The organism is Streptomyces sp. NPDC090106 (assembly GCF_044747265.1).
In the GTDB taxonomy this organism is placed as follows: domain Bacteria; phylum Actinomycetota; class Actinomycetes; order Streptomycetales; family Streptomycetaceae; genus Streptomyces.
This window is the reverse complement of record NZ_JBIVDS010000004.1, coordinates 625,292-647,583: the sequence shown is the minus strand read 5'-3', so window position 1 is coordinate 647,583 and position 22,292 is coordinate 625,292. Positions and strand designations below refer to the sequence as shown.

The 22,292-nt window shown below is 74.0% G+C and carries 22 protein-coding genes, 1 tRNA gene and 1 other RNA gene; 10 read left to right on the top strand and 14 right to left on the bottom strand.

Annotation, left to right across the window (positions count from 1 at the left end; all coding sequences use genetic code 11):
- Positions 1–22 precede the first annotated feature (22 nt).
- The 4 genes from ACIPSE_RS16750 to ffs all read right to left on the bottom strand — a co-directional run bounded on the left by ACIPSE_RS16750 (position 23) and on the right by ffs (position 5,897).
- Positions 23–1,777, bottom strand: coding sequence for a hypothetical protein (locus ACIPSE_RS16750; protein WP_401663138.1), 1,755 nt, complete (start codon positions 1,775–1,777; stop codon positions 23–25).
- Positions 1,778–2,157: 380 nt separating this feature from the next.
- Positions 2,158–3,411 carry a phosphoribosylamine--glycine ligase gene (gene purD, locus ACIPSE_RS16745; protein ID WP_401662981.1) on the bottom strand — a complete coding sequence of 418 codons (1,254 nt, stop codon included), beginning with the start codon at positions 3,409–3,411 and terminating at the stop codon, positions 2,158–2,160.
- Positions 3,412–3,501: 90 nt separating this feature from the next.
- The gene (locus ACIPSE_RS16740) at positions 3,502–5,745 is read right to left on the bottom strand and encodes a DNA polymerase III subunit gamma and tau (RefSeq protein ID WP_401662980.1); all 2,244 of its coding nucleotides are present in this window, start codon (positions 5,743–5,745) and stop codon (positions 3,502–3,504) included.
- Positions 5,746–5,798: 53 nt separating this feature from the next.
- Positions 5,799–5,897: signal recognition particle sRNA small type (gene ffs, locus ACIPSE_RS16735), an RNA gene on the bottom strand.
- A 72-nt stretch (positions 5,898–5,969) separates the two neighbouring features.
- On the opposite strand from ffs, the gene ACIPSE_RS16730 reads away from it, so the two are divergent.
- Both ACIPSE_RS16730 and ACIPSE_RS16725 read left to right on the top strand, forming a co-directional pair.
- Positions 5,970–6,057, top strand: a tRNA-Ser gene (locus ACIPSE_RS16730).
- 258 nt (positions 6,058–6,315) lie between these two features.
- Entirely contained in the window at positions 6,316–6,537 is a 222-nt protein-coding gene (locus ACIPSE_RS16725; protein ID WP_401662978.1) for a hypothetical protein, read from the top strand.
- A gap of 223 nt (positions 6,538–6,760) precedes the next feature.
- Here the strand turns inward: ACIPSE_RS16725 and ACIPSE_RS16720 are convergent, their stop codons facing one another.
- The 3 genes from ACIPSE_RS16720 to ACIPSE_RS16710 form a co-directional block, all read right to left on the bottom strand.
- The gene (locus ACIPSE_RS16720) at positions 6,761–7,558 is read right to left on the bottom strand and encodes an SDR family NAD(P)-dependent oxidoreductase (protein ID WP_401662976.1); all 798 of its coding nucleotides are present in this window, start codon (positions 7,556–7,558) and stop codon (positions 6,761–6,763) included.
- Positions 7,559–7,599: 41 nt separating this feature from the next.
- Positions 7,600–7,809, bottom strand: a complete 210-nt coding sequence (locus ACIPSE_RS16715) for a DUF4287 domain-containing protein (protein WP_401662974.1) — start codon at positions 7,807–7,809, stop codon at positions 7,600–7,602.
- A gap of 155 nt (positions 7,810–7,964) precedes the next feature.
- Positions 7,965–9,224: an alpha-galactosidase gene (locus tag ACIPSE_RS16710; protein WP_401663137.1), complete on the bottom strand. Its 1,260-nt coding sequence runs from the start codon at positions 9,222–9,224 to the stop codon at positions 7,965–7,967.
- Positions 9,225–9,473: 249 nt separating this feature from the next.
- Here ACIPSE_RS16710 and ACIPSE_RS16705 point away from each other — a divergent pair, with 249 nt between their 5' ends.
- The gene (locus tag ACIPSE_RS16705; protein WP_401662972.1) at positions 9,474–10,340 is read left to right on the top strand and encodes a hypothetical protein; all 867 of its coding nucleotides are present in this window, start codon (positions 9,474–9,476) and stop codon (positions 10,338–10,340) included.
- A gap of 10 nt (positions 10,341–10,350) precedes the next feature.
- On the opposite strand, the gene ACIPSE_RS16700 is transcribed toward ACIPSE_RS16705, so the two are convergent.
- The 5 genes from ACIPSE_RS16700 to ACIPSE_RS16680 form a co-directional block, all read right to left on the bottom strand.
- On the bottom strand, positions 10,351–12,090 hold the full coding sequence (locus ACIPSE_RS16700) for a copper resistance CopC/CopD family protein (RefSeq protein ID WP_401663135.1): 1,740 nt from the start codon (positions 12,088–12,090) through the stop codon (positions 10,351–10,353).
- A gap of 113 nt (positions 12,091–12,203) precedes the next feature.
- Complete coding sequence (locus ACIPSE_RS16695) at positions 12,204–12,977, bottom strand: SDR family NAD(P)-dependent oxidoreductase (protein ID WP_401662970.1); 774 nt, start codon at positions 12,975–12,977, stop codon at positions 12,204–12,206.
- Positions 12,974–13,441 carry a cupin domain-containing protein gene (locus ACIPSE_RS16690; protein WP_401662968.1) on the bottom strand — a complete coding sequence of 156 codons (468 nt, stop codon included), beginning with the start codon at positions 13,439–13,441 and terminating at the stop codon, positions 12,974–12,976. The genes ACIPSE_RS16695 and ACIPSE_RS16690 overlap by 4 nt, the downstream gene beginning before the upstream one ends.
- Positions 13,438–14,022, bottom strand: coding sequence for a GNAT family N-acetyltransferase (locus ACIPSE_RS16685; protein ID WP_401662966.1), 585 nt, complete (start codon positions 14,020–14,022; stop codon positions 13,438–13,440). The genes ACIPSE_RS16690 and ACIPSE_RS16685 overlap by 4 nt, the downstream gene beginning before the upstream one ends.
- Positions 14,009–16,060 (bottom strand): penicillin acylase family protein, encoded by a 2,052-nt coding sequence (locus ACIPSE_RS16680; protein ID WP_401662964.1) that lies wholly within the window; start codon positions 16,058–16,060, stop codon positions 14,009–14,011. The genes ACIPSE_RS16685 and ACIPSE_RS16680 overlap by 14 nt, the downstream gene beginning before the upstream one ends.
- Before the next feature lie 78 nt (positions 16,061–16,138).
- On the opposite strand from ACIPSE_RS16680, the gene ACIPSE_RS16675 reads away from it, so the two are divergent.
- From ACIPSE_RS16675 to ACIPSE_RS16655, 5 genes are all read left to right on the top strand, one after another.
- Entirely contained in the window at positions 16,139–16,840 is a 702-nt protein-coding gene (locus ACIPSE_RS16675) for a siderophore-interacting protein (RefSeq protein ID WP_401662962.1), read from the top strand.
- Positions 16,841–16,899: 59 nt separating this feature from the next.
- On the top strand, positions 16,900–17,502 hold the full coding sequence (locus tag ACIPSE_RS16670) for an HhH-GPD-type base excision DNA repair protein (protein WP_401662960.1): 603 nt from the start codon (positions 16,900–16,902) through the stop codon (positions 17,500–17,502).
- A gap of 55 nt (positions 17,503–17,557) precedes the next feature.
- The gene (locus ACIPSE_RS16665) at positions 17,558–18,217 is read left to right on the top strand and encodes an HdeD family acid-resistance protein (protein ID WP_401662958.1); all 660 of its coding nucleotides are present in this window, start codon (positions 17,558–17,560) and stop codon (positions 18,215–18,217) included.
- A gap of 69 nt (positions 18,218–18,286) precedes the next feature.
- Complete coding sequence (locus ACIPSE_RS16660) at positions 18,287–18,583, top strand: hypothetical protein (protein ID WP_401662956.1); 297 nt, start codon at positions 18,287–18,289, stop codon at positions 18,581–18,583.
- A gap of 52 nt (positions 18,584–18,635) precedes the next feature.
- On the top strand, positions 18,636–18,761 hold the full coding sequence (locus ACIPSE_RS16655) for a hypothetical protein (protein WP_401662954.1): 126 nt from the start codon (positions 18,636–18,638) through the stop codon (positions 18,759–18,761).
- Between the two features lie 31 nt (positions 18,762–18,792).
- Here ACIPSE_RS16655 and ACIPSE_RS16650 read toward each other — a convergent pair whose 3' ends face one another.
- Positions 18,793–20,406: a helicase HerA-like domain-containing protein gene (locus tag ACIPSE_RS16650; RefSeq protein ID WP_401662952.1), complete on the bottom strand. Its 1,614-nt coding sequence runs from the start codon at positions 20,404–20,406 to the stop codon at positions 18,793–18,795.
- Positions 20,407–20,510: 104 nt separating this feature from the next.
- Between ACIPSE_RS16650 and ACIPSE_RS16645 the strand changes: the two genes are divergently transcribed.
- Both ACIPSE_RS16645 and ACIPSE_RS16640 read left to right on the top strand, forming a co-directional pair.
- On the top strand, positions 20,511–20,807 hold the full coding sequence (locus ACIPSE_RS16645; protein WP_003999914.1) for a type II toxin-antitoxin system VapB family antitoxin: 297 nt from the start codon (positions 20,511–20,513) through the stop codon (positions 20,805–20,807).
- Positions 20,808–20,906: 99 nt separating this feature from the next.
- Positions 20,907–21,566 (top strand): LytR C-terminal domain-containing protein, encoded by a 660-nt coding sequence (locus ACIPSE_RS16640; RefSeq protein ID WP_401662950.1) that lies wholly within the window; start codon positions 20,907–20,909, stop codon positions 21,564–21,566.
- Between the two features lie 61 nt (positions 21,567–21,627).
- On the opposite strand, the gene upp is transcribed toward ACIPSE_RS16640, so the two are convergent.
- A complete protein-coding gene (gene upp, locus ACIPSE_RS16635; protein ID WP_401662948.1) occupies positions 21,628–22,263 on the bottom strand; it encodes a uracil phosphoribosyltransferase in 636 nt (211 codons plus the stop codon).
- Between the last annotated feature and the right edge of the window lie 29 nt (positions 22,264–22,292).

The window sequence follows — 22,292 nt, the reverse complement described above, 5'->3', positions numbered from 1 at the left end:
ACGGCGGGACCAGACACGGAGGTCAGACGAGACGGACCGGCTTCTCCGGGCGTATGCCCGCCTGGGCCAGCCAGTGGCGCAGCGAGGTGGGGTCGCCGTCCTCGACGAGGCTGAGGACGCCCGGGGCGAGGTCCGTGGCGCGGTCGCCGTCGAACAGCAGGACCGGGCCGTCGAGCCAGTCGAGCCCCGGGGTGGCGCCCGCGGTGTCCATCGCGGCGCAGCACACCATCGCGGTGACGTGGTCGGCGAGCAGTTCACGGGCCGTGCGCGGGGGCTGGAGCGGGAACAGGGGCAGGGTGCCGGGGTCCCAGGGGGGCGCGGTGGGGGCGGCCGGGCCGGGCGAGGTCTCCTCGCGGGCGAGTTCGGCGGCGATGCGGGCGGCCAGGTGGTCCGCGCGGGTGTCGGCGCGGGGTTCCTCGGGGTCGGCTTCCGCGGCGGGATCGGCGGTCCGGCCGGCGCGGGTGGCGGGGCCGGCTGCCGGGGTGCCCGGCCCGGGGCCGTACGGGGTGGCGAGGTGGTCCAGGATGCGGGCGAGCGTCGGGCCGTCGGTCCCGGAGGTCTCCGGGGTCCGGCTCACCCCCTCGTCGCCGAGGATGCGGTGCAGCCGGGCCGCGTCCGTGCGCCACTTCCGGTCGACGACCTCCTCCGGGTAGTCCTGCCAGTCGACCGGGGTCCAGTCCGGGCCGGGTTCGGCGGGGCCGCCGTGGAAGAGGCGGGCGGCGAGCAGGGACGTGGCCTCGTCGATCGCGCCGGGTTCCTCCAGGAGGTCGCAGGCGGGGCGTTCGCCCAGCCGGGAGGCGAAACCCTCGGCGAGGCGGTCCCGGCGGGAGAGTTCGGTGAGGGCGGCGACCACGCCCGCGTCCAGCCGGGAGGGCCAGCGGCCCATGCGCCAGGCGGGCAGCGCGACCCGGGTCAGCAGCCGGTCCCAGCCGGCGTAGGCGAGTCCCACCTGCTCCTGGGCGACGATCCGCAGCCCGTAGTCCACGGCCTGGGCGCGCTCGGCGGCGGCAGCGGCGACCCCCCGCTCCATCTGGGACGCGTGCTCCCCACAGCTGCGCAGGAGCAGCCGGGCCACCCGGCCGACGCCCGCGCACACCACGCGGGTGGCGGGGCAGCGGCCGGACGTCGAGGAGACGGCGACCGCCGCGTCCAGGCCCCGGACGAAACGCCGGGCCGCGGCTATGTCGGGGTGCGCGGACGGTCCCGTACCGGCGACGACCGGGGCGAGGACCGCGCGCAGCTCGCCGACGCGCATCCACCACAGGAAGGGGGAGCCGATGACGAGGACCGGGGCGGCAGGGGTGCGCCGGGTGCCGTTGGAGCCGCTCGCGCCGGTGAGTTCGTCGGCGCGGTCGGCGCGCGCGGGCGGGCCGTGGGCCGGGTGGGTGCGGTCCTCCAGCCAGCTGTCGCAGTCCGGGGTCAGGGCTATCGCGGACGGGGCGGGCACGTCGAGCCGGTCGGCCAGGTCGCGCACCATCCGGTACAGGTCCGGGGCCGACTCCTCCGCGATCGGGACGGTCGGGCTCACGGCCGGCCGGGCCCGGGCCACGACCAGGGAGATCCCGGCGGCGGCGAGCAGCACGAGGGCGGCGAACGGGAGCACGGCCCAGCGGGCCGCGTGCCAGCCGGGGCCCACGAGACGGCCGGTGGAGGCCCCGGCGAGCAGGATCACGCCGACGGCCGCGGGCAGCAGGGCGACGGCCAGCGCGCGACTGCGCACGCGCAGCACCGCCAGCGCCCGGGAACGGGCCGCCTGGGCACCCGCCTCCACACCCATACCGGTCACGATCGGATGCCACCCCCTCCCTGTCGTCCTGGCCGCGCCGGCTGCTGCCGCCGCGGCCCTGCCGTCCTGGCGTTGCTCACTCCCCCACTGTGGCAGCCCCTTCCGACATCGCAATGCCGGTGGGCCAAGTGCCGGAACGCTTGCGCCGCACCCTAGTTGGGGGTCAGGCCCTCGTCAGCCGGAAAAGACATCGGTCACTCGATGGAATGGCTTTGGGGAAAGGTGGATGACGGACAGCGAGGATCAGGCCCGGGTTACTGACTCGGATTCAGCGTGGGGGCGGTGCGCCGGAACGGTGCCGGACAGGGCGCAGGCCCCGAATCCTCAGACGGGTTCGGGGCCTGGCGGGTTCACTCACCGGGTGGGCCGGTTCAGGCCTCCGCGGCGGCCTTCGAGGCGATGTCCGTACGGTGCTGGGAGCCGTCGAGCCGGATGCGGCCGATGGCGGTGTACGCGCGCTCGCGGGCCTCGGTGAGGTCCGCGCCGGTCGCCGTGACGGACAGCACGCGTCCGCCGGCGCTGACCACGGCGTCACCGTCGCGCCGGGTGCCCGCGTGCAGGACGTACGCGTGCGGGGCGTCCTCGGCGGCGACCTCGTCGAGGCCGGTGATGGGGTCGCCGGTGCGGGGGGTGCCGGGGTAGTTGTGCGAGGCGATGACGACGGTGACGGCCGCGTCGTCGCTCCAGCGCAGGGGCGGCAGGTCCTCCAGGGTGCCGTTCGCGGCGGCGAGCAGCAGACCGGCCAGCGGGGTCTTCAGCCGGGCCAGGACCACCTGGGTCTCCGGGTCGCCGAAGCGGGCGTTGAACTCGATGACCCGCACACCGCGGCCGGTGATCGCGAGACCGGCGTAGAGCAGGCCGGAGAACGGGGTCCCGCGGCGGCGCAGCTCGTCCACGGTGGGCTGAAGGACGGTGTCGAGCACCTCCTGGACCAGCTTCGGGTCGGCCCAGGGCAGCGGGGAGTAGGCGCCCATGCCGCCGGTGTTGGGGCCCTCGTCGCCGTCCAGGGCGCGCTTGAAGTCCTGCGCGGGCTGGAGGGGGACGACCGTCGTGCCGTCGGTGACGGCGAAGAGGGAGACCTCGGGGCCGTCGAGGAACTCCTCGATGACGACGCGGTCGCAGGCGGCGGCGTGCGCGGCGGCCTCGGCGAGGTCGCCGGTGACCACGACGCCCTTGCCGGCGGCGAGCCCGTCGTCCTTGACGACGTAGGGGGCGCCGAACGCGTCGAGGGCGGCCTCGGCCTCCTCGGGGGTGGTGCACACGTAGGAGCGGGCGGTGGGCACTCCGGCGCCCGCCATCACGTCCTTCGCGAAGGCCTTGGACCCTTCGAGCTGCGCGGCCTCGCCGGACGGGCCGAAGACCGGGATGCCCGCCTCGCGCACGGCGTCGGCGACACCGGCGACCAGCGGCGCCTCCGGCCCCACGACGACCAGTTCGGCGCCGAGCTCGAGCGCCAGCGCGGACACGGCGGCGCCGTCCAGGGCGTCCACCGGGTGCAGCTCGGCGACCTCGGCGATGCCGGCGTTGCCGGGCGCGCAGTACAGCGCGGTGACATCGGGGTCGAGGGACAGGGAGCGGCACAGGGCGTGTTCGCGGGCACCGCTGCCGATGACGAGGACCTTCACGGGGTTCAGGGTAACGGGCCCGGGGTTGTGCGGGTCGCCGAGGTCCGGGGGGCGGGACGGCTGGAGGTTCGTACGAATACGGCCGGGCCGCTACTCGTTGGTGAACTCCTCCATCACCGTCGCGCCGAGTTCCCGCACGATCAGCTCCCGTCCGGAGAGGGCCGACTCGTTGAGGTCGGGGTCGTCGTCCTCGGGGATGTCGTCCTCGGGGGCGACCGGGGGCGGCTCCGGGGCCGGGGCGGGCCGGGGGGCCGGGGCCGGAGCGGCCTGCGCCGGGGCGGAGGGGGGAGGCGCCGGGGCCGCGGGGGCCGGGGCGGGCGTGGACTGCGGTGCCGGGGCGGGGGCCGGGGGCGGGTAACCGCCGGGCGCGCCGCCACCGCCGTAACCACCACCGCCGCCACCGCCGGAGTAGCCGCCCGGCGGGGGTACGGCGCCGCCACCGCCGCCGGACGCGTCGACGATCGGCTCGATCTTCCACTGCACGCCGAACTGCTCCGTCAGGCAGGCCCGCAGGACGTCCTCGCTGCCGCTGCTCACGAAGTTGTCCCGGGCGCCCGCGCTGGCGAATCCGAGCTGGAGGGTGGTGCCGTCGAAGCCGGCCACCTGGGCGTTCTGGCTGAGCAGGATCCAGGTGAAGCGACGGCGGTTCTTCACGGCCTCCAGGATGTTCGGCCAGAGCATCCGCGGGTCGATCCCACCGGCCGGGGGCGCGTACGACGCCGGGGCGGCCTGCGCGGGGGCGGCGGCCTGGGGCTGCGACGGGGCCTGGGGCTGGGGCTGTGCGGGCTGGGCCTGTGCTGCCGGGGCGGCCGTGGGCCAGCCGCCGGGGCGCCGGCCGCCGCCCACCGGGGTGGCGGTGGGCCAGGCGCCGGGGGCGGCCGGGGCGGCGGGTTCCGGAGCGGGCGGCGCGGGTGCCGGGGCCGCGGGAGCCGCGGGGGCCGCCTGTGCGGGGGCCGGGGCGGGAGGCGTCGGCGCGGCCTGCGCGGGGGCGGCCGGACCGGCGCCGCGGACGGCGGCCCGGGCGGCGGCGACGCCCCCGCCGGGGGGCACCTCGGCCGCGGGGGCCATGCCCGCGTGGACGTCGGATACGGGTGCGGGAGCGGGGGCCATGGGAGGGGCGTGGCCCGCGGGCGGGGCGTAGGCCATGGCGGGGGCGCCGCCGCCCCCGGAGGAGTTCACGCCGCGCTCCAGCCGGTCCAGCCGGGCCAGCAGCGCACGCTCGTCGCCGTAGGCCGCGGGCAGCAGCACGCGCGCGCAGATCAGTTCCAGCTGGAGGCGGGGCGAGGTGGCGCCGCGCATCTCGGTGAGGCCCTCGTTGACGAGGTCGGCGGCGCGGCTGAGCTCGGCGGCGCCGAAGGTCCCGGCCTGGGCCTGCATCCGCTCCAGGACATCGGCGGGGGCGTCGATGAGCCCCTTGTCCACGGCGTCCGGGACGGCGGCGAGGATCACCAGGTCCCGCAGCCGCTCCAGCAGGTCGGCGACGAAACGGCGCGGGTCGTTGCCGCCCTCGATGATCCGGTCGACGACCTCGAAGGCGGCGCCGCCGTCACCGGTGGCGAAGGCCTCCACCACCGAGTCGAGCAGCGACCCGTCGGTGTACCCGAGCAGGGAGGTCGCCATGGCGTACGTCACTCCCTCTTCCCGCGCACCGGCGAGCAGCTGGTCCATGACGGACATGGAGTCACGCACCGAGCCCTGGCCCGCGCGGACGACGAGCGGCAGCACGCCCTCCTCGACGGGGATGGCCTCGCGCCCGCAGACCTCTCCGAGGTACTCCCGGAGGGTGCCGGGGGGCACGAGCCGGAAGGGGTAGTGGTGCGTCCTGGAGCGGATGGTCCCGATGACCTTCTCGGGCTCGGTGGTGGCGAAGATGAACTTCAGATGCTCCGGGGGCTCCTCGACGACCTTCAGCAGCGCGTTGAAGCCGGCCGACGTGACCATGTGGGCCTCGTCGATGATGTAGATCTTGTAGCGGCTGCTCGCGGGCCCGAAGAAGGCCTTCTCGCGCAGCTCACGGGCATCGTCGACACCACCGTGCGAAGCGGCGTCGATCTCGATGACGTCGATGGAACCCGGCCCGTTCCTGGCCAGGTCCTGGCAGGACTGGCACTCCCCGCAGGGGGTGGGCGTGGGACCCTGCTCGCAGTTCAGACAGCGGGCGAGGATGCGCGCGCTCGTCGTCTTCCCGCAGCCGCGCGGCCCGCTGAACAGGTACGCGTGATTGACCCGGTTGTTCCGCAGCGCCTGCTGCAACGGGTCGGTGACATGCTCCTGCCCGATGACCTCGGCGAACGACTCCGGGCGATAACGGCGGTACAGCGCGAGAGACGACACGCGTACGAGGTTATAGGCGCCCACTGACAACCGGGCCCGCCTCCGCTCCCGGGAACGCAAGCGCCCCCCACGCACCCGCCAGAGCCGACCTACCCTTGCTGCCTTCCGGCCCTGGGGGAGTTCAGTCAGATAGCGCCGCGTGAGGGGCTGCCCAAACAGTACCCGATGGCAGGGGGCGGGAACGAGTTCGCGAGCACTCCTCAACGTCTTGTATTGTTTGCCGCGGAGGATTCGCCTAGAGGCCTAGGGCGCACGCTTGGAAAGCGTGTTGGGGGCAACCCCTCACGAGTTCGAATCTCGTATCCTCCGCCAGTGCCTCACCGGGCACGATGTCGAAGGGCCCCACCGCGAGGTGGGGCCCTTCGACGTTGTCCGGCTCCGACTGCGGTCTCCGCGCCGCCTCTTTCCCGGCCGTGCGCGCCCGTCAGGGAGAAGGGCATTCGTCCCGGGGTGAGTTTTCGGCGTGGGCTGGAGCGAAAGGCCAGGTCAGCCGGGGGGACGTGCGGCGGGTGGTGTTGATCTGTGCCGATGGCCACAGCGAGGCGGATGTTCGTGGGCTCATACTGAGCCATGACAAAGCCTGCGGCATCGAAGCGTCACTTGCCCACCAGCCCGTTCAGAGCGCCTGTCGCGCCGGTCCCCAAGCAGTTCGAAACGGGGGATCAGGTCACTCACGACATGTACGGTCTCGGACGGGTGGTCGGCGTCGAGGACGGGATCGCGGCCCTCGTGGACTTCGGGTCCACGCAGATGCGGATCCTGAGCCCGTACACCAAGATGACCAAGCTGTAGGGACTCTCCCTGTCCGAAAGGTAGACCTCTCATCGAATCGACCTCGCTGTTCTCCGCCCTGGAAGGGCAACCCCGTCAGTCCCAGGCCCCGTCGCCGCGACCGGCGACGGACCCCTTCCAGGCACCGGACTTCGCAGCAGAAACAGACGCCTTCTCCTCCTCCGAGAGCGACGAGAACGGCAGGGCCGCCTGACCGGCCGTCCGCCGCTCCTCGCGGCCCGGTTCACCTCAGGTTCAGGCCTCCGTCCAGGACGATCACCTCGCCCGTGAGGTAGGTGTTCGTGACCAGGGACGACAACAGGTCCGCCACGTCCGCGGGCCGGGCCGGGCGGCGCATGGGCGAGGCCGTGCGCCACAGCGCGTGCGCATCCGTCCAGTCCTGCGTCATCGGGGTGTCCACCAGGCCCGGGGCGATCGCGTTCACCCGGACCTCGGGGCCCAGTGCCGCCGCCAGGAGCCGGGTCACGTGGTTCAGGGCCGCCTTGCTCGCCGCGTAGGGGACGGAGGAGCCCTTGGGGCGGACTCCCGCGTGGCTGGTGATGTTGACGATCGTGCCGGAGGCGGCGCGCAGGGCGGGCAGGGCCGTCGTGCACAGGATCCAGGGGGCGATCAGGTTCACCTCCAGGAGGCGGCGCCAGTCCGCCGGGGTGGCGGCGGACAGGTCGGCGTGCGGGATCGGCCAGCTGATGCCGGCGTTGTTCACCAGGACGTCGAGCCTGCCGCAGCGGTCGAGAACCGTCTCGACCAGCGCCCGGGTCTCGTCCTCCGCCTCCAGGTCCGCCCGGACGTACGTGCCGCCCAGCTCGGCGGCCAGCCGCTCGCCCTTCTCCCCGCTCCGGCGCGAGTGCACGACGACCCGCATGCCGTCCGCCGCGAGCCGCCGCGCGACCGCCTCGCCGATCCCCGAGGTGGAGCCGGTCACCAGCGCCACGGGGCGCTCGTCCGCCGCTGTGCCCGCCGTGTCCGACGTATCCGCCGTTGCCGTCGTGTCTGCCGTGTCTGCCGTGTCCGCTGCTTCCATGGCTGGTGATCTTTCCAGCCCGGCAGGCACCGGCCATCCGGCTACGTGCCCTGAGCCAGGGTGTGGGCGACCAGGGCGTTCGCGTGGCCGTGGCCCAGGCCGTGTTCCGTCTTGAGCCAGGTGACGAGCTCCATGTGCCGGGTGAGGGGGGAGGAGCGGATCAGGTCGGTCCAGTCGGCGATCGGGCGGCCGTACTTCTTCTCGATGGAGGGGAAGTAGCTCGCGGGGCCCTTCACGGGTTCCGTCGTCATCTCGTTCACGTCCCTGCTCGGTCGGGTTCGCAGTGGTGCGGGGTGTCGTCCGTCGGGGAGTAGGACCGCACCGGCCCCCGGAACTCATCGGTCCCGCGGCCCGGCATCCCTTCTGGCCCTCCTGGTCCTCCTGGTCCTCCTGGTCCCACTGGCTCTCAGTCCCCGGCTCCGTCCAGCAGCCCGCGGGTCGTCTCCACTCCCCACGGGTCGAGGGAGAGGAGCCGGTCGCCCGATGCCCTCACACCGCCCGTCGACCCGACGTGCGCGGCCCAGCGTTCACGGGTCTCCACCCCGGGGCGGGCCAGGAGGCAGTCGGGGTCGTTGGTCCACAGACGGCCGTGCTGCCACTGGCGGGACGCGCCCGTGAACTCGGCGGCGGCCTGGCCGGGCCGGCTGAAGTCGTCGGCCTCGGGGCGGCGGTGGGGTGCCGTGCCGGGGCTGACCCGCATCGCGTCGAACAGGCCGATGGACGGGAGCAGCGGGGCGCCGCAGCCCAGCAGGTAGGACTCCGCGCCGATCGCCTCGCGGATCAGGCGGACGCCGGCCCGGTACGCCGTCAGCGCGTCCATGTCGTCGTGCCGTACGCCGTCCAGGGCGCCCGCGTGGAGGAGGTCGAGCGTGAAGTGGTCGTGGCCCTCGGCGCGCAGGGCGCGGAAGACGGTGGTGAGGTGGGCCGCGGCGGCGGGGTGGGTGGTGTCCAGGACGCGCAGGCCGGGGCCGGCGTGGACGGGGCCGCCGTCGCGGGTGCGCAGCAGCATCTCGGGGTGGGCCACGGCCGGTTCGCTCGCGGGGTCGACGAGGAAGGGGGCCGTCCGGATGCCCGCCCGGCGGCCCCGGGCGCGGATCGTGGCGGCGAGGCCCTCCCCGCAGCGGGAACGGAACCCGGAGCCTCCCGGTGCCCGCCGGGGGACGTCGTCCAGCTGGACCACGTCGATCGGGAGGTCGAGGGTGTCCATCGCCCGCAGGTTCTCGTGGACGTCCTCCTCGGTGCACTCGCCGGCGTACGCGTACCGGGAGGACCAGACCGTGGGGGCCGGGCGCGGTGCCGGAACCGCCAGGGACGTGGCCCAACTCCCGAGCAGGGAGGGGAAGTCGGTGCCCGTCCACTCCTTGACCGGGCCGTCGGCCGTGACCTCCACGACATCGCCCAGGCCCTTCACCAGCCGGATCGACGGCACCTCCAGCAGCGGGTCGGCCGCCGCCCACAGCCGGACCGGCGAGCCGTCCCCGGGGTCGAGGGCGAGCAGGCCCTCGCCCTGGAAGGCGCCCGCGGGGACGGTGGTGCCGGGGCGGTGGCACACCGCCGCCCGGTCGGCGCCGGCCGGGCGGTGCGGGCGGTCGCGCAGGGCGTAGGCGCCGCTGGGGCTCCAGGACTGCCAGCCCTCCTCGTGGACGCGGGCGTTGCGCGGGTCCATGGGGACGGTGGCGACGGGGGTGAGGGACACGGTGGTTCGCTTTCGGGCGGAGGGCAGGGGCGGAGGCCGGGGGGTTCGGGCGTGCGGCGACTCCTGTGCGGATCGGCGTCGGCGTCATGACAGCCGTATGTCCTGTCAGCGAGCAAGGGGTACCGGACACCTTTGTGGAAATGTGACCGGGGCGTGCCGGAGCGGCACCGATCACCCGAATCACCGTCACCCGGTCGAACGCGCCGCTAGTTTGCCGCCATGACCACACCGCACCAGGCATCGCACCTCCCCTCCGTCGCGCTGCGCGGGCGCTCCGGCGCCCTGTGGGCGGAGGACGGGAAGCTGCTCCTCGAACAGGACGGCGTCCGAAGACGCATACCGCTGGCGGCCGTCGAGGAGGTCCGCGCCGCGACGGCCGCCCCGCACGGCGTCGAGGTCGTGCTGACCGCCTCCGGGGGCGCCGCGCCGACCGTCTACCGTCTCGCCCACCGCAAGGCCGCCGAGACGGCCGTGTTCGTCTCCGCCGTGAACGCGGCGCTGCCTCCGGGCCGGGACCGGGACGGTGTCGACGGCGAGAGTCTGGTGGTCAGCGAGCAGGCGCCGCCGCGCTCCTCGTACTGGCGCTCCGGGGACTGGGTGATCTGGGCGGTGGTCGGGGTCCTCGGGGGCGGCTGGGCCGCCGGGTTCGTGACCCTGCTGTGGCACTCCGACCTGATCGGCGCGATCCTCTGGGTCCTCGGCACGAAACCCCTGATCGGCGGCCTGGCCGTCTACTTCCTCGCCGGGTCCGCGCTCTACGACCGGGCGATCCTGCGCCGCCGCGGCGTGACCGTCCTCGCGACCCGCTCGCACAGCACCGGCAAGAAGGAGATCTACGCCTTCACCGACCTGGAGGGCGTACGGCGCGAGTGCGAGCCGGACAGCGCCGCCGAGCCCGTCTCGGCGCACACCACCCCGAGACGGGTCCAGGTCTCCTACGATCCGCGCAAGCCGGACCGTGTGGCCGCGCGGCTGCCCGTCCGCACCTGGGTGGCCCGCACCCTGGGCGTCGCGGTCTTCGGTACGGCGATGCTGTACGCCGGGCTGTGGATGGTGCCGTACCAGCTCGTCCAGGTGCTGTTCTGAGCCGCGCGTCCTAGCCGACGACGGCCACGTCCTTCGTCACGCTCACCTGGTCGATGTCCGAGACCCGCACGGTCACCTTCATCGTCCAGGTGCCCGCGATGGGCAGGTTGAGGTCGTCGGTGGCCCAGTAGCCGCCGCGGTCCGTGAGCTTGGCGTCGAGCGGGCCGATGTCCTGGGACTTCAGGGTGAAGGCGAGCCGGAGTTCGGGGACGGAGCTGAGGCCGCCGTCCGCTCCGATGATCACGGCCTCGACCTTGTTCTCGCCGACCCGGCCGTCGAGCAGGGTGATCTGCACCTGGCCCCGTCCGCCCGCGGTGCCGACGTCGAAGGGCACCAGGGTCACGGACGCGGTGGGCAGCCCGGCGCCGCTCGTCGTCGCGGCGACGGCCGCCTCCTCCTCGGCCCGGCCGGGCAGGGTCCCGGTGAGGACGGTGGTGAGCACCAGGACGACGACCCCGACGGTCACCTCCGCCCCGACGGACCGGCGCAGCCCGCGCCGCCACACCCCGCCGTCGTCCCGTTCCGTCCGTTCCCCGGCGCCCTCCGGCCGCTCCCCGGCGGCGGGGGGCCCGCCGACCAGCACGGGCTCCCGGACGACGGTCTCGGCGTCGGCGGTGGCCAGGCGGGCCGTCCACTGGCGGGACAGCCCGGCGGCGCCCAGCAGGAGGAGCACCGCGGCGAGTTTGAACAGCAGCAGCCTGCCGTAGCCCGTCTCGGCGAGGGCGCTCCAGGAGCCGAGGCCCCGCCACGACTGGTACACGCCGGTCACGACGAGGACGGTGACGCAGCCGAAGGCGAGGCGGGAGAAGCGGGTGACCGTGCCGGGCTCCACGGTGCGCGCCCGGTACAGGGTGGTGACCAGGGCGGTGAGGCCGCCGAGCCAGACCGCCATGGCCAGGACGTGCAGCACCGACGACACCATGGCCACCGGTACCTGGATGCCGGCGGAGGCGTGCTCCCCGGCGGCCCAGGTGACGGCGAGGCCGAGGCTCAGGACACCGCCCGCGGCCCAGGCCGGGCGGGCCGTCCAGGACCGGCGCACCCAGCGCAGATATCCGGCGGTGAGCGCGAGCAGCGCGAGGCGGGCCAGCAGGACCTGGCCGGGCCGGGTCGTCAGCGTGCGGTCGAGGCCGCCGAGGGTGGGCGCGGTGCCCGCCTCGTAGGGCGCCCGGAGCAGCAGCAGGGCGACGCTCGACGCGACGAGCGTCCACCAGCCCGCCCACAGCAGCCGGGGCAGGACGCTCGCGTCCGCCGGACGGCACACGGCGAGGAACACGGCGGTGCCGATGAGCAGGGCGGCGGCGAGGTAGGCGAGATAGCGGGCGATGTTGTAGAGGCTCTGGGTCGTCGGGTTCTCCACGGGTCCCGTGTCCAGGACCGCGGCCGTCGCCGAGGGCTTGCCGATGGAGAAGGTGAAGGCGCCCGCGACGGGGTGGCTGTCCTCGGAGACGACCCGCCAGGCCACGGTGAAGGTGCCCTCGCCGAGGCCGTCCGGCAGGGTCACCCGGGCCGTGTCGGAGCGGCCGGGCGCGTGGCCGGGGTCGCTGACCCGTACGCGTTCGTTCTCGGGGCTCAGGACCCGGAAGGAGTCGTCGAGCAGGCCTACGCCTTCGGTGAAGGTGAGGGTGATGTGGCGGGGGGCGGACTTGAGGACGGCTCCGTCCCCGGGGTCGGTGGAGCGGAGGGCCGCGTGCGCTGACGCCGTTCCCGCTCCGCCGAGGAGCACGACCAGCAGGGTGCCCAGCAGCACCAGCCCTTGAACTCGCCGCCGTCGCTGCCGTCCTCGTTCACGACCACGCTCCACGTGAGTACCCGCCTTAGCGATTGCTTCCGGGTGCAGTACGGACACGGGCGGCGGATTGCTCACCACGTGGGCCGTGCGGACACCCCTCCGTCGACGACCAGGTCCTGTCCGCTGATCCAGGAGGCCAGCGGCGAGGCCAGGAAAACACAGGCGTCCGCCACGTCCTGCGGGCGTCCCAGCCGGCCCAGCGGAGCCGCCTGTTCCCATCGGCGCACCCCCTCGGGCCAGTCCCGCGCGAGCCCCTCCCGGTCGATCAGGCCGGGCGAGACCGTGTTGACGCGGATGCCGGAGGGGCCGTACTCCAGGGCGGCGGAGCGCGCGTGCAGCAGGACGGCGGCCTTGGAGGCGGCGTAGTGGGCGTGGCCGACGGCGGGCGCGTGACCCTCGACGGAGGCGATGTGGGTCACGGAGCCGCCGCTCCGCATGACCTCGGCGGCGGCCTGGGTGCAGGCGAACACGCCGGTGAGGTTGGTGTCCAGGACCTCCCGCCACTCGGCGGCCGTCATCCCGGGCAGCGCCCGGACGGGCTGCACGCCGGCGTTGTTGACCAGTGCCGTCAGTCCGCCGCCCCACTCGGCGGCCTCCAGGACCAGCCGCCGGCAGTCGTCGGGTTCGCGCAGGTCCGCGCGCAGGACGACGGCACGGCCGCCCGCCTCCTCGATCCGGGCGGCCACGTCCCGCGCCCCCGCCACCGAGGTCCGGCAGTGCACGGCGACCGCCGCCCCCTGGGCGGCGAACCCGAGCGCGATGCCCCGGCCGATGCCGCCGCCCGCGCCGGTGACCAGGGCGGTCTGCCCGTGGAGGAGCCGTGGGGAGCTCTCTGGCTGTGTCATGGACGGCACAGTGCCGTGATCCGGTCGGCTTCGCCCGGGTAACGCGCCACGAGGTCGGCCCGGTCCCCGTGCTCGTACCCCTCGTAGGTGAACCCGGGTGCCATCGTGCAGCCGAAGAACGTCCAGGCCCCTCGGGTCCGGCCGCCCATCCAGGTGCCCGCCGGGACGGTGAGCTGGAGGTGCTGGCCCGCGCCGACGCGGGGGCCGAGCACCTCGGTGCGGGACGAGCCGTCCGGCGCGAGCAGGAGCAGTTCCAGCGGGTCGCCGAGGTAGAAGTGCCAGACCTCGTCGCTGGGCAGCCGGTGCAGGGCGGAGTGGTCCCCGGCGGTGAGCAGGGCGACGATGGCCGTGCCCTCGGGGCGGCCGTCGGCGCGCTCGGGGCCCGCCCACGTCCGGGCGAACAGGCCGCCCTCGCGGGGGATCGGTTCCAGTCCGTAGTGGGCGACGAGCTCGTCAGGGGTCACGCCGGGAAGGCTACCTCCCGCCTCAGGAAGGCCAGTTGGGCGTGCTTCTCGGGCAGGTGCACGTCCGGGATGTCGATCTCGGGCAGCACGACCCGCTCCCCGGCCGTGAACCCCTGGCCGAGGAACCGGGCGATGGCGGGCGCGTTGCGGACGTCGGGGTCGACGACGACCCGCCGCCGGTCCAGCGTCACCAGGACGTACGAGGCGACGGCCCCCAGCAGCGCGCCGGACCAGCCGGGGCTGGCGCCGTCCGGTCCGGCGGGGGCGAGCAGCAGGTGGACGCCGATGTCGCCGGGTTCGACGGGGTAGCACTCGCTGACCCGGTCGGCCTCGGGGTCGTAGGTCTGGAGGAGTCCGGCGGGGGTGCCGTCCTTCTCCAGGAGGAAGGCGTGGTGGGTGTCAAGGGTGGCCATGTGGGCGTAGACGTCCGCCACCTGGTCCTCGTCGAGGCCGTTCATGCCCCAGAAGACGGCGCGTTCCTCACGCACCCAGGCGTGCACGGTCGCGGCGTCGCCCCGCGCGTCGAGGGGGCGGATGCGGACGGTGCCGAAGCCGTCGACGGCCTGTTCATGAACGTACATCGGTTTCCTTCGTGAGCTGGGCGAAGTCGGTGACGACGGGGACGAGTTCGCCCCGTGTCCACAGGGGGAGCTGGTCGCGCCGGTGCGGGGAGTCCGGTCGGCCCGAGGCGCCGAGCGGGACGGCCCAGCGGCTCTCCTCGCGCCGGGCCAGGTCCCACACGTAGCGGGCGGCGGGTCCGCGGGCGGCGAGGTCGGTGACGCCGGGGACGGCGGAGGTGCACAGCACGCAGTCGTGGTCGCCGGAGAGGCCGGGCCCGTCGAACTCCTCGGGCAGCGCCCGCCAGGCGAACAGGCGGTGGGTCTCGCCCCAGGTCCCGGCCGGCTCCCGGGCGGCCACCTCCTCGACGGCGGCGCGGATCTCGGCGGGCCGGTCGACGCCGTACAGCTCCTCGGCGCGCAGGAGGTGTTCGAGGGCGTAGCCGATGCGTGGGGTGAGGGCGAGCCAGGGCAGCAGGACCGCGGGGCGGTCGGGGACGGCCGTCAGCGCGGCGAACGCGGGGTGCGCGGCGAGCCGGCGGACGACCGCGCTGCGCACCGCCGCGTACGAGGCGGCGGCCGTGCTGCCGGCGTCCATGCGGCGGTCCCAGGCCAGGAGGGTGTCGCGGAGCCGGGCGGCTTCGGGGCCGAGGTCCGGCAGGGCGGCCAGATGGTCCAGCAGGGGCCCGGCGGAGGCGAGATGGGTGTCCATGTGGATCGCCGGCATGTCCGCGGCGGTCCACTTCTCCTTCCCGGCGAGCAGGGCGGCGATGCGGTGCGCGCGGTGCGGCGGGGCGAACTCGACGCCGAGGGGCGCGGCGACGCCCCGCTGGTTGGCCATGACGGCGACACCGTCGGTGAGTGCGCCGTCGGGCGTCTCGTGCCAGCCGGTCCACTCGTGCCCGGGCCGGTACGCGGGCACGACCCGGGTGCGGTTCGCGGCCGGGCGGACGGGGACGCGGCCCGCGACCCGGTGCAGGACGCCGCCCTCGGTGTCGGCGGCCAGGACGACGTTGACCGGCTCGGCCCAGGCGTCGAAGGCGCGGTCCACGTCGGCGGTGCTACGGGCCCGCAGCAGGGGCAGCAGGGCGGCGAAGCCGAGGTCGCCGGTGACGCGGGGCGGGATGCGCAGGCTGAGCGGGGCGGGGGCGTGCGGGGTGTCCGGGCCGCCCGCGATGACGGGGCCGCGCGCGGTCTCGACGATCTCGACGTCCACGGGGCCGGCGCCGCGCACCTCGACGGTCTCGGTGTGCCGGTGGGCGGGGCGCCAGGTCCCGTCGGGTTCCAGGGACTCGACGCCGCCGTCGCCGGTGCGGCGCAGCCGCTCCTCGTAGAGGTCCTGGTAGTCGGCCATGGCGTTGGTGATGGCCCAGGCGACCGTGCCGGTGTGGCCGAAGTGGGCGATACCGGGGACGCCGGGGACGGCGAGGCCGACGACGTCGAACTCCGGGCAGGAGAGGTGGATCTGCTGGTAGACGCCGGGGTCCTCGATGAACCGGTGCGGGTCGCCCGCGATGATCGCGGCGCCGGTCGCGGAGCGTTCGGGGCCCACCAGCCAGCCGTTGCTGCCGGAGGTGCCGGGGCCGTCGATCGCGAACAGGCCGACGGCCTCCTCGCCGAGGTGCCGGATCGCCTCCTCGCGCCAGAGCTTGGCGGGGAAACCGGCGAACAGGATGTGGGTGGACAGCCAGACGCCGAGCGGGGTCCAGGGCTCCCAGCGGCCGGGGGCGCCGACGGGGAGGTCCGCCTCGGCGAGGCCCGCGTTGACGCCGTCGACGTACGCCCGTACCCAGTCGGCGGTCTCGGGGTCGCGGTCCTCCAGGGCGGTGAAGCAGCGGCGCGCGGTGTCGTCGAGGCGGGCCCGGCGGACGAAGGTGTCCCAGTGCACGGAGTCGGCGCCGAGCACGGTCGCCTCGGTGCCGCGGGCGCGGTGCCGTTCGACCTCCAGCTGCCAGGCCCGGTCACGTGCCGTCACCAGACCCTGGGCGTAGGCGAGTTCACGCGCGCCGTCCGCACGCAGATGCGGGATGCCCCAGGCATCCCGGTAGATCTCGGCGCTCACTCTGTGTCTCTCCCGTGCTTTAGGTTAGGCTCACCTAAGTAGGTTGTGGTGAAATCGTACGCGAGGGGTGAAAAGGCGATGGCGCAGGGGCACGGCTGGGAGGGCGCGGTCCTCCGACTGCTGCGGGCCAGGGACTACGTCCTCGAGGTGACCCGGGCCGAGGACGTCACCCCGCACTACCGGCGGCTGCACCTCACCGACGGGGGCATGCTCGCCGAGACGGGCGTGCACCCCACGATGTGGGTCCGCCTCTGGATCCCGTCGGCGGGCAAGCCGCACCAGCGGGCCTACACGCTCGTCGACGCCGATCCCTCGACCGGCACCTTCAGCCTGGAGTTCGCCCTGCACGAGGGCGCGGCCAGCGACTGGGCGCGCGCCGCCCGGCCCGGCGACACCATCGAGGCCACCGTCCACGGCACCGGCTTCGAGCACCCGGACCCCACGCCCTCCCGCCTGTTCGCGATCGGCGACCCGGCCTCCCTGCCGGCGGTCAACTCCCTGCTCGCGGCCCTTCCTGACACCCCGGCGACGATCTGGTTCGAGGGCTCCGCGGCCGGCCTGCCCCTCCGCACCCACCCGTCCCGCCACGAGGTACGCGCCACCGACGACCTCGTCACCGACGTCAAGCGCGACCTCCCCGACCTGCTCGCCGCCCACCCGGACGCCTACGTCTGGATCACCTGCGACACCCGCACCACCCGCACGCTCTCCTCCTACGTCCGCAAGGACCTCGGCCTGGCCAAGGAGCGGGTGCACGCGATGGGCTACTGGCGCGCCTGACCCCCGCGCCGGGCCGCCCCGCGTGGAGATGTGCTCCGGAGCGGGGCATGATCAAGGGCATGGACGTCACCCTCCACCTCGCTCAGGAGCCCGAGGCCGACGCGTTGCTCGGCCGGTCGGCGCTCGCCGCGCTCGTCGGGATGCTGCTGGACCAGCAGGTGCCGATGGAGTGGGCGTTCAAGGGCCCGCGCACCATCGCGGACCGGCTCGGCGGCGACGACCTCGACGCGCACGAGATCGCCGCCCAGGACCCGGAGACCTTCGCGGCGCTGCTGTCGGAGAAGCCGGCCGTGCACCGCTACCCGGGCTCGATGTCCCAGCGGATCCAGCAGCTGTGCCAGTACCTCGTCGAGCACTACGACGGCAACGCCGAACTCGTCTGGAAGGGCGTGACCGACGGCGGGGAACTGCTGCGGCGCCTGGAGGACCTGCCCGGGTTCGGCAAGCAGAAGGCCCAGATCTTCCTGGCCCTGCTCGGCAAGCAGCTCGGCGTCACCCCCAAGGGCTGGCGGGAGGCGGCCGGCGCCTACGGGGAGGCGCGGTCCTTCCGGTCCGTCGCCGACATCACCGGCCCCGAGTCGCTGACCAAGGTGCGGGCGCACAAGCAGGAGATGAAGGCCGCCGCCAAGGCCGCGAAGGCCGCCAAGAGCCCCGGGAAGTAAGCCGTACGGCGCAGTCCGTCTCGCGCGGCGGCCCGGCGCGGTCCCAGCATGGACCATGACCGAGGCATCGAGCGGCTCCTCCTGGAGCCCGGAGTACGACGACCGCAGGGTCCACGCGCAGCAGCGCCGGGACCACGAGCCCGAGCCGCCCTTCGAGGGCCCCCTGCACGCGCTGTCCCAGGCGGCCTGGCAGATCGTGCTGCTCACCGGCATCGCCTCGCTGGTCCTCGGCGTGCTGGTGCTGATCTGGCCCGGCTCCACCCTGCTGGCCACCGGCGTCCTCTTCGGCGTCTACCTCGTCGTCAGCGGCGTCTTCCAGCTCGTCTCCGCGTTCGGCACGCACCGCACGACCGGACTGCGCGTGCTCGCCTTCATCAGCGGCGCCCTGTCGATCCTGCTGGGCCTGTTCTGCTTCCGCGGCCCCATGCAGTCGATCCTGCTGCTCGCCCTGTGGATCGGCATCGGCTGGCTGATCCGCGGCATCACACAGACCCTCGCCGCCGCCTCCGACCCGTCGATGCCGGCCCGCGGCTGGCAGATCCTCCTCGGCGTGGTCACCTTCGTCGCCGGGATCGTGCTGATCGACTCCCCCTTCGAGTCGGTTGCCGTCCTCACCGTCGTCGGCGGGATCTGGCTGGTCGCCGTCGGCGTCATCGAGATCGTCACGGCGGTCCGGATGCGGGGCCGCGCCCACCGGGTGCCCCGCGAGGTGTGAGTCCCCCGTGCGGGCGGATCTCGGGGGCGGCGCGATGAACACCGGCCGCCCCGGGGCAGATCAGCAACCATGAGCACCAGAACCTGGCTCCGCGCCTTCGTCCTGCTGCTCGCCCTGCTCATGCCCGGGGCCCACACCGGGGCGCACGCGGTCGCGTCGCCGGTCGTCGCCGGGGAGGCCGCCGAGTACGACGCGCTCGACACCGTCGTGCGGCCGGTGCACCGCACCGACCCCCGCCCCGCCGTACCCCTGCGCCCCGCTCTCCCGGCCCCCGCACCCCTCGTCCCGGTGACGCGCCCGCTCCCGGCGCCGCCGGACCCGTCGTACGCCCCGCGGTTTCTGCGGTCGGTGGTCCTGCGCTGCTGACAGGCCCTCACGAAGAGGCCCGTCCACCCCCCACGCAAGGAGCACCACCGGCATGTCCATCGACCCGTACGCGATCCTGCGCGCCCTGGTGCGCGCGGAAGCCGCCCGCAGCGCGCCCAAGCCCCCCGCACCGGCCCCCGAGCAGAAGCCCGCGGGAGCGGACGACAAGCGCGCCTGAGCGCACGCGGCGGGAGCGGTGGGCCAGCCGCCTACCGCTTCCGCCGCGCGGTGCCGAAGATCGAGCGGGTGATCTCCCGGCCGATCTGGGTGCCGAGCGAGCGCGCGAGGGACTTGAACATGCCGCTGCCGACGACCTGTTCGACGACGGACGGGTCCTCCTTCGCGGCCTTGGGCACCTTGCGCTGCGGCTCGGGCGCCCCACCCCCGGGCGCGGCCGTCGTCCCGTCCGGGCCCTTCGCCCCGCGCGCCGCTTCGAGCTTCTCGTACGCCGACTCCCTGTCCACAGCCTGTGCGTAACGTCCGTGCAGCGGCGAGGCCGCGACGGCCGCGTCCAGGGCGGCCGTCTCGATCGGCCCCATCAGCGACTCGGGGGCGCGCAGCCGGGTCGCGGCGACGGGTGTGGGGGCGCCCTTCTCGCTCAGCACCGTCACCACCGCCTCCCCGGTGCCGAGCCCGGTGAGCAGCTCCTCCAGGTCGTACGGCGAGTTCGGGAAGGTCTTCACCGTCGCCTTGAGCGCCTTCTGGTCCTCCGGGGTGAAGGCGCGCAGCGCGTGCTGGACCCGGTTGCCGAGCTGGGCCAGGACATCGGCCGGTACGTCCTTGGGTGTCTGCGTCACGAAGAAGACGCCGACCCCTTTCGAGCGAATCAGCCGCACGGTCTGCGTGATCGAGTCGAGGAACGCCTTCGAGGCGTCGTGGAAGAGCAGATGCGCCTCGTCGAAGAAGAAGACGAGCTTCGGCTTGTCGGCGTCCCCGACCTCGGGCAGGTCGTGGAAGAGATCGGCGAGCAGCCACATCAGGAACGTCGAGAACAGCGCCGGCTTGTCCTGCACGGCGGGCAGTTCGAGGACGGAGACGACGCCGCGCCCGTCGGGGGCGGTGCGCAGGAGGTCGGCGGTGTCGAACTCCGGCTCACCGAAGAAGTCGGCCATGCCCTGCGCCTCGAAGGCCGTCAGGGACCGCAGGATCACCCCGGCCGTGGCGGTGGACAGCCCGCCGATGTTCTTCAGCTCCGGCTTTCCCTCGTCCGAGGTCAGGAAGGTCACCACCGACCTGAGGTCCTTCAGGTCGACGAGTTCCAGCCCCTTCTGGTCCGCGTAGTGGAAGATCAGGCCGAGCGACTGCTCCTGGGTCTGGTTGAGCTGGAGGACCTTGGAGAGCAGCAGCGGACCGAAGTCGGTGACCGTGGCCCGCACGGGGACGCCGTGGCCGATGCCGCCCAGCGCGTAGAACTCCGCGGGAAAACCGGTGGGGGTCCACTCCTGGTGGACGTCGGCGGCGCGCCCGCGCACCTTGTCGTTCTCCGCGCCCGGGGCCGAGATCCCGGACACGTCGCCCTTCACGTCCGCGAGGAACACCGGGACGCCCTGCGCCGAGAGCTGCTCGGCGATCAGCTGGAGCGTCTTCGTCTTGCCGGTGCCGGTCGCACCCGCGACCAGGCCGTGCCGGTTGAGCATCGGCAGCGGGATCCTGACCTGCGCGTCCGGCAGACACGCCCCGTCCCACAGCAGGGCGCCGAGGTCGAGCGCGGGCCCGGTGAAGGCGTACCCGGAGGCGATCTCCAGGGCCTCCTCCGGAAGCGCGGGGGCGCTGCCCGGAGCCTCGGGAGCGGCGGCCGGCGGCATGGTCTCGCTGTCACTCATCTCAGGCACCTGTTCTGGTTCGCCCCGATTCACCCCATCTTTTCCAGCCTCGCACTCCGTCGCCATGGCTGCGCCCGGAACGTCTTGACCGGTAGGCTTTCCGTGTGATCTTCAAGCGCATCGGAAACGGCCGGCCGTACCCCGACCACGGCCGGGAAAGCACCCGGCAGTGGGCGGACGTCGCGCCGCGCCCGGTCCGCCTCGATCAGCTCGTGACGACCAAGGGCCAGCTCGACCTGGAGACCCTGCTCGCCGAGGACTCCACGTTCTACGGCGACCTCTTCGCGCACGTCGTGAAGTGGCAGGGCGACCTGTACCTGGAGGACGGCCTGCACCGAGCGGTCCGGGCGGCACTCCAGCAGCGCCAGGTGCTGCACGCACGGGTCCTCGAACTCGACTGAGTGGCGCTCGTGTGAAGGGTTGGCCCTTTCGGGTTCACCTGTCCGGCGTCGAATGATCATTTAGTAGGCATCGCCGCCGCGGCGCACTACGCTGCGCCCATGAGCATGCTGACTCCCCCGGGCATGGGCGGCAAGTACCGGATCACGGGGGACAAGTACCCGCGTATGCGCCGCCGCGGACGGCGCGGCAGGCTCGGCCTCGCGCTGGTCGCCTCCGTCGCCGCACTGGGCCTGGCCGGCTGGGGCGTCCTCCAGCTCATCGACGTCTTCACCGGCGGCGACAAGGCCTCGGCGGCCGGCGCCACGGCGGACTGCGGGAGCGGGGCGTCGGCCTCGCCGTCCCCCTCCTCGTCGGCCGCGAAGAGCGACTCCGCCGCGCTGCCGAAGCCCGCGCAGATCACCGTCAACGTCCTGAACGCCACCCCCACCGCGGGGCTGGCCAAGGAGACCGCCGACGAACTGAAGAAGCGCGGCTTCAAGATCGGCGACGTGGGCAACGCGCCCGCCGCCTACGACAAGAAGGTCAAGGGCACCGCGGTGCTGCTCGGTCCGCCCGCCGCGCTCAACACCTCGCTGACGGTTCTGGGCACCCAGGTCACCGGCGCCGAGGGCCGCGCGGACGGCCGCAAGGGCACCGACGTCGACCTGATCATCGGCAGCGGCTTCAAGACGCTCACGACGAAGGCCGCCGCCGACAAGGCGCTCACGGCGCTCACCCACCCCCAGCCCACGGCCACGCCGTCGCACAAGGCGTGCTGAACGCCTGAGACCCCGGGGCCGTGGCTCCGGGGTCTCGGTCAGGATCGGGAAGGGCGCGGTACTACTCCGCTGCCCCGTACAGGCGGTCGCCCGCGTCGCCGAGGCCCGGCACGATGTACCCGAGCTCGTTCAGGTGGTCGTCCACGGCCGCCGTGACGACGGTGACCGGCGTGCCCGCCAGCTCCCGCTCCATGAGCTCCACGCCCTCGGGCGCGGCGAGGAGCACCACGGCGGTCACGTCGTCGGCCCCGCGCCGGATCAGCTCGCGGATCGCGGCCACCAGCGTGCCGCCGGTCGCCAGCATCGGGTCCAGGACGTACACCTGGCGCCCGGAGAGGTCCTCCGGCATGCGCGTGGCGTACGTGGACGCCTCCAGCGTCTCCTCGTTGCGCACCATGCCCATGAAGCCGACCTCGGCGGTCGGCAGCAGCCGGACCATGCCGTCGAGCATGCCGAGCCCGGCGCGCAGGATCGGCACGACCAGCGGGCGCGGGTAGGAGAGCTTGACGCCCGTGGTCCCGGCGACCGGCGTCCTGATGTCGACCTGCTCGGTGCGCACGTCACGTGTGGCCTCGTAGGCGAGCAGGGTGACCAGCTCGTCGGCGAGACGGCGGAAGGTCGCGGAGTCGGTGCGCTGGTCGCGCAGCGTGGTGAGCTTGTGGGCGACCAGAGGGTGGTCGACGACGTGGAGACGCATGTCCACAACATTAGCCGGGCCCGGCTCGC

What these genes read in the sequence shown, in the direction of transcription:
- ACIPSE_RS16750 (WP_401663138.1), bottom strand. Translation starts at nt 1,777, where the DNA reads ATGGGTGTGGAGGCGGGTGCCCAGGCGGCCCGTTCCCGGGCGCTGGCG.
- ACIPSE_RS16725 (WP_401662978.1), top strand. Translation starts at nt 6,316, where the DNA reads ATGACAAAGCCTGCGGCATCGAAGCGTCACTTGCCCACCAGCCCGTTC.
- ACIPSE_RS16720 (WP_401662976.1), bottom strand. Translation starts at nt 7,558, where the DNA reads ATGGAAGCAGCGGACACGGCAGACACGGCAGACACGACGGCAACGGCG.
- ACIPSE_RS16715 (WP_401662974.1), bottom strand. Translation starts at nt 7,809, where the DNA reads ATGACGACGGAACCCGTGAAGGGCCCCGCGAGCTACTTCCCCTCCATC.
- ACIPSE_RS16710 (WP_401663137.1), bottom strand. Translation starts at nt 9,224, where the DNA reads ATGGACCCGCGCAACGCCCGCGTCCACGAGGAGGGCTGGCAGTCCTGG.
- ACIPSE_RS16705 (WP_401662972.1), top strand. Translation starts at nt 9,474, where the DNA reads ATGACCACACCGCACCAGGCATCGCACCTCCCCTCCGTCGCGCTGCGC.
- ACIPSE_RS16695 (WP_401662970.1), bottom strand. Translation starts at nt 12,977, where the DNA reads ATGACACAGCCAGAGAGCTCCCCACGGCTCCTCCACGGGCAGACCGCC.
- ACIPSE_RS16685 (WP_401662966.1), bottom strand. Translation starts at nt 14,022, where the DNA reads ATGTACGTTCATGAACAGGCCGTCGACGGCTTCGGCACCGTCCGCATC.
- ACIPSE_RS16675 (WP_401662962.1), top strand. Translation starts at nt 16,139, where the DNA reads ATGGCGCAGGGGCACGGCTGGGAGGGCGCGGTCCTCCGACTGCTGCGG.
- ACIPSE_RS16670 (WP_401662960.1), top strand. Translation starts at nt 16,900, where the DNA reads ATGGACGTCACCCTCCACCTCGCTCAGGAGCCCGAGGCCGACGCGTTG.
- ACIPSE_RS16665 (WP_401662958.1), top strand. Translation starts at nt 17,558, where the DNA reads ATGACCGAGGCATCGAGCGGCTCCTCCTGGAGCCCGGAGTACGACGAC.
- ACIPSE_RS16660 (WP_401662956.1), top strand. Translation starts at nt 18,287, where the DNA reads ATGAGCACCAGAACCTGGCTCCGCGCCTTCGTCCTGCTGCTCGCCCTG.
- ACIPSE_RS16655 (WP_401662954.1), top strand. Translation starts at nt 18,636, where the DNA reads ATGTCCATCGACCCGTACGCGATCCTGCGCGCCCTGGTGCGCGCGGAA.
- ACIPSE_RS16650 (WP_401662952.1), bottom strand. Translation starts at nt 20,406, where the DNA reads ATGAGTGACAGCGAGACCATGCCGCCGGCCGCCGCTCCCGAGGCTCCG.
- ACIPSE_RS16640 (WP_401662950.1), top strand. Translation starts at nt 20,907, where the DNA reads ATGAGCATGCTGACTCCCCCGGGCATGGGCGGCAAGTACCGGATCACG.
- upp (WP_401662948.1), bottom strand. Translation starts at nt 22,263, where the DNA reads ATGCGTCTCCACGTCGTCGACCACCCTCTGGTCGCCCACAAGCTCACC.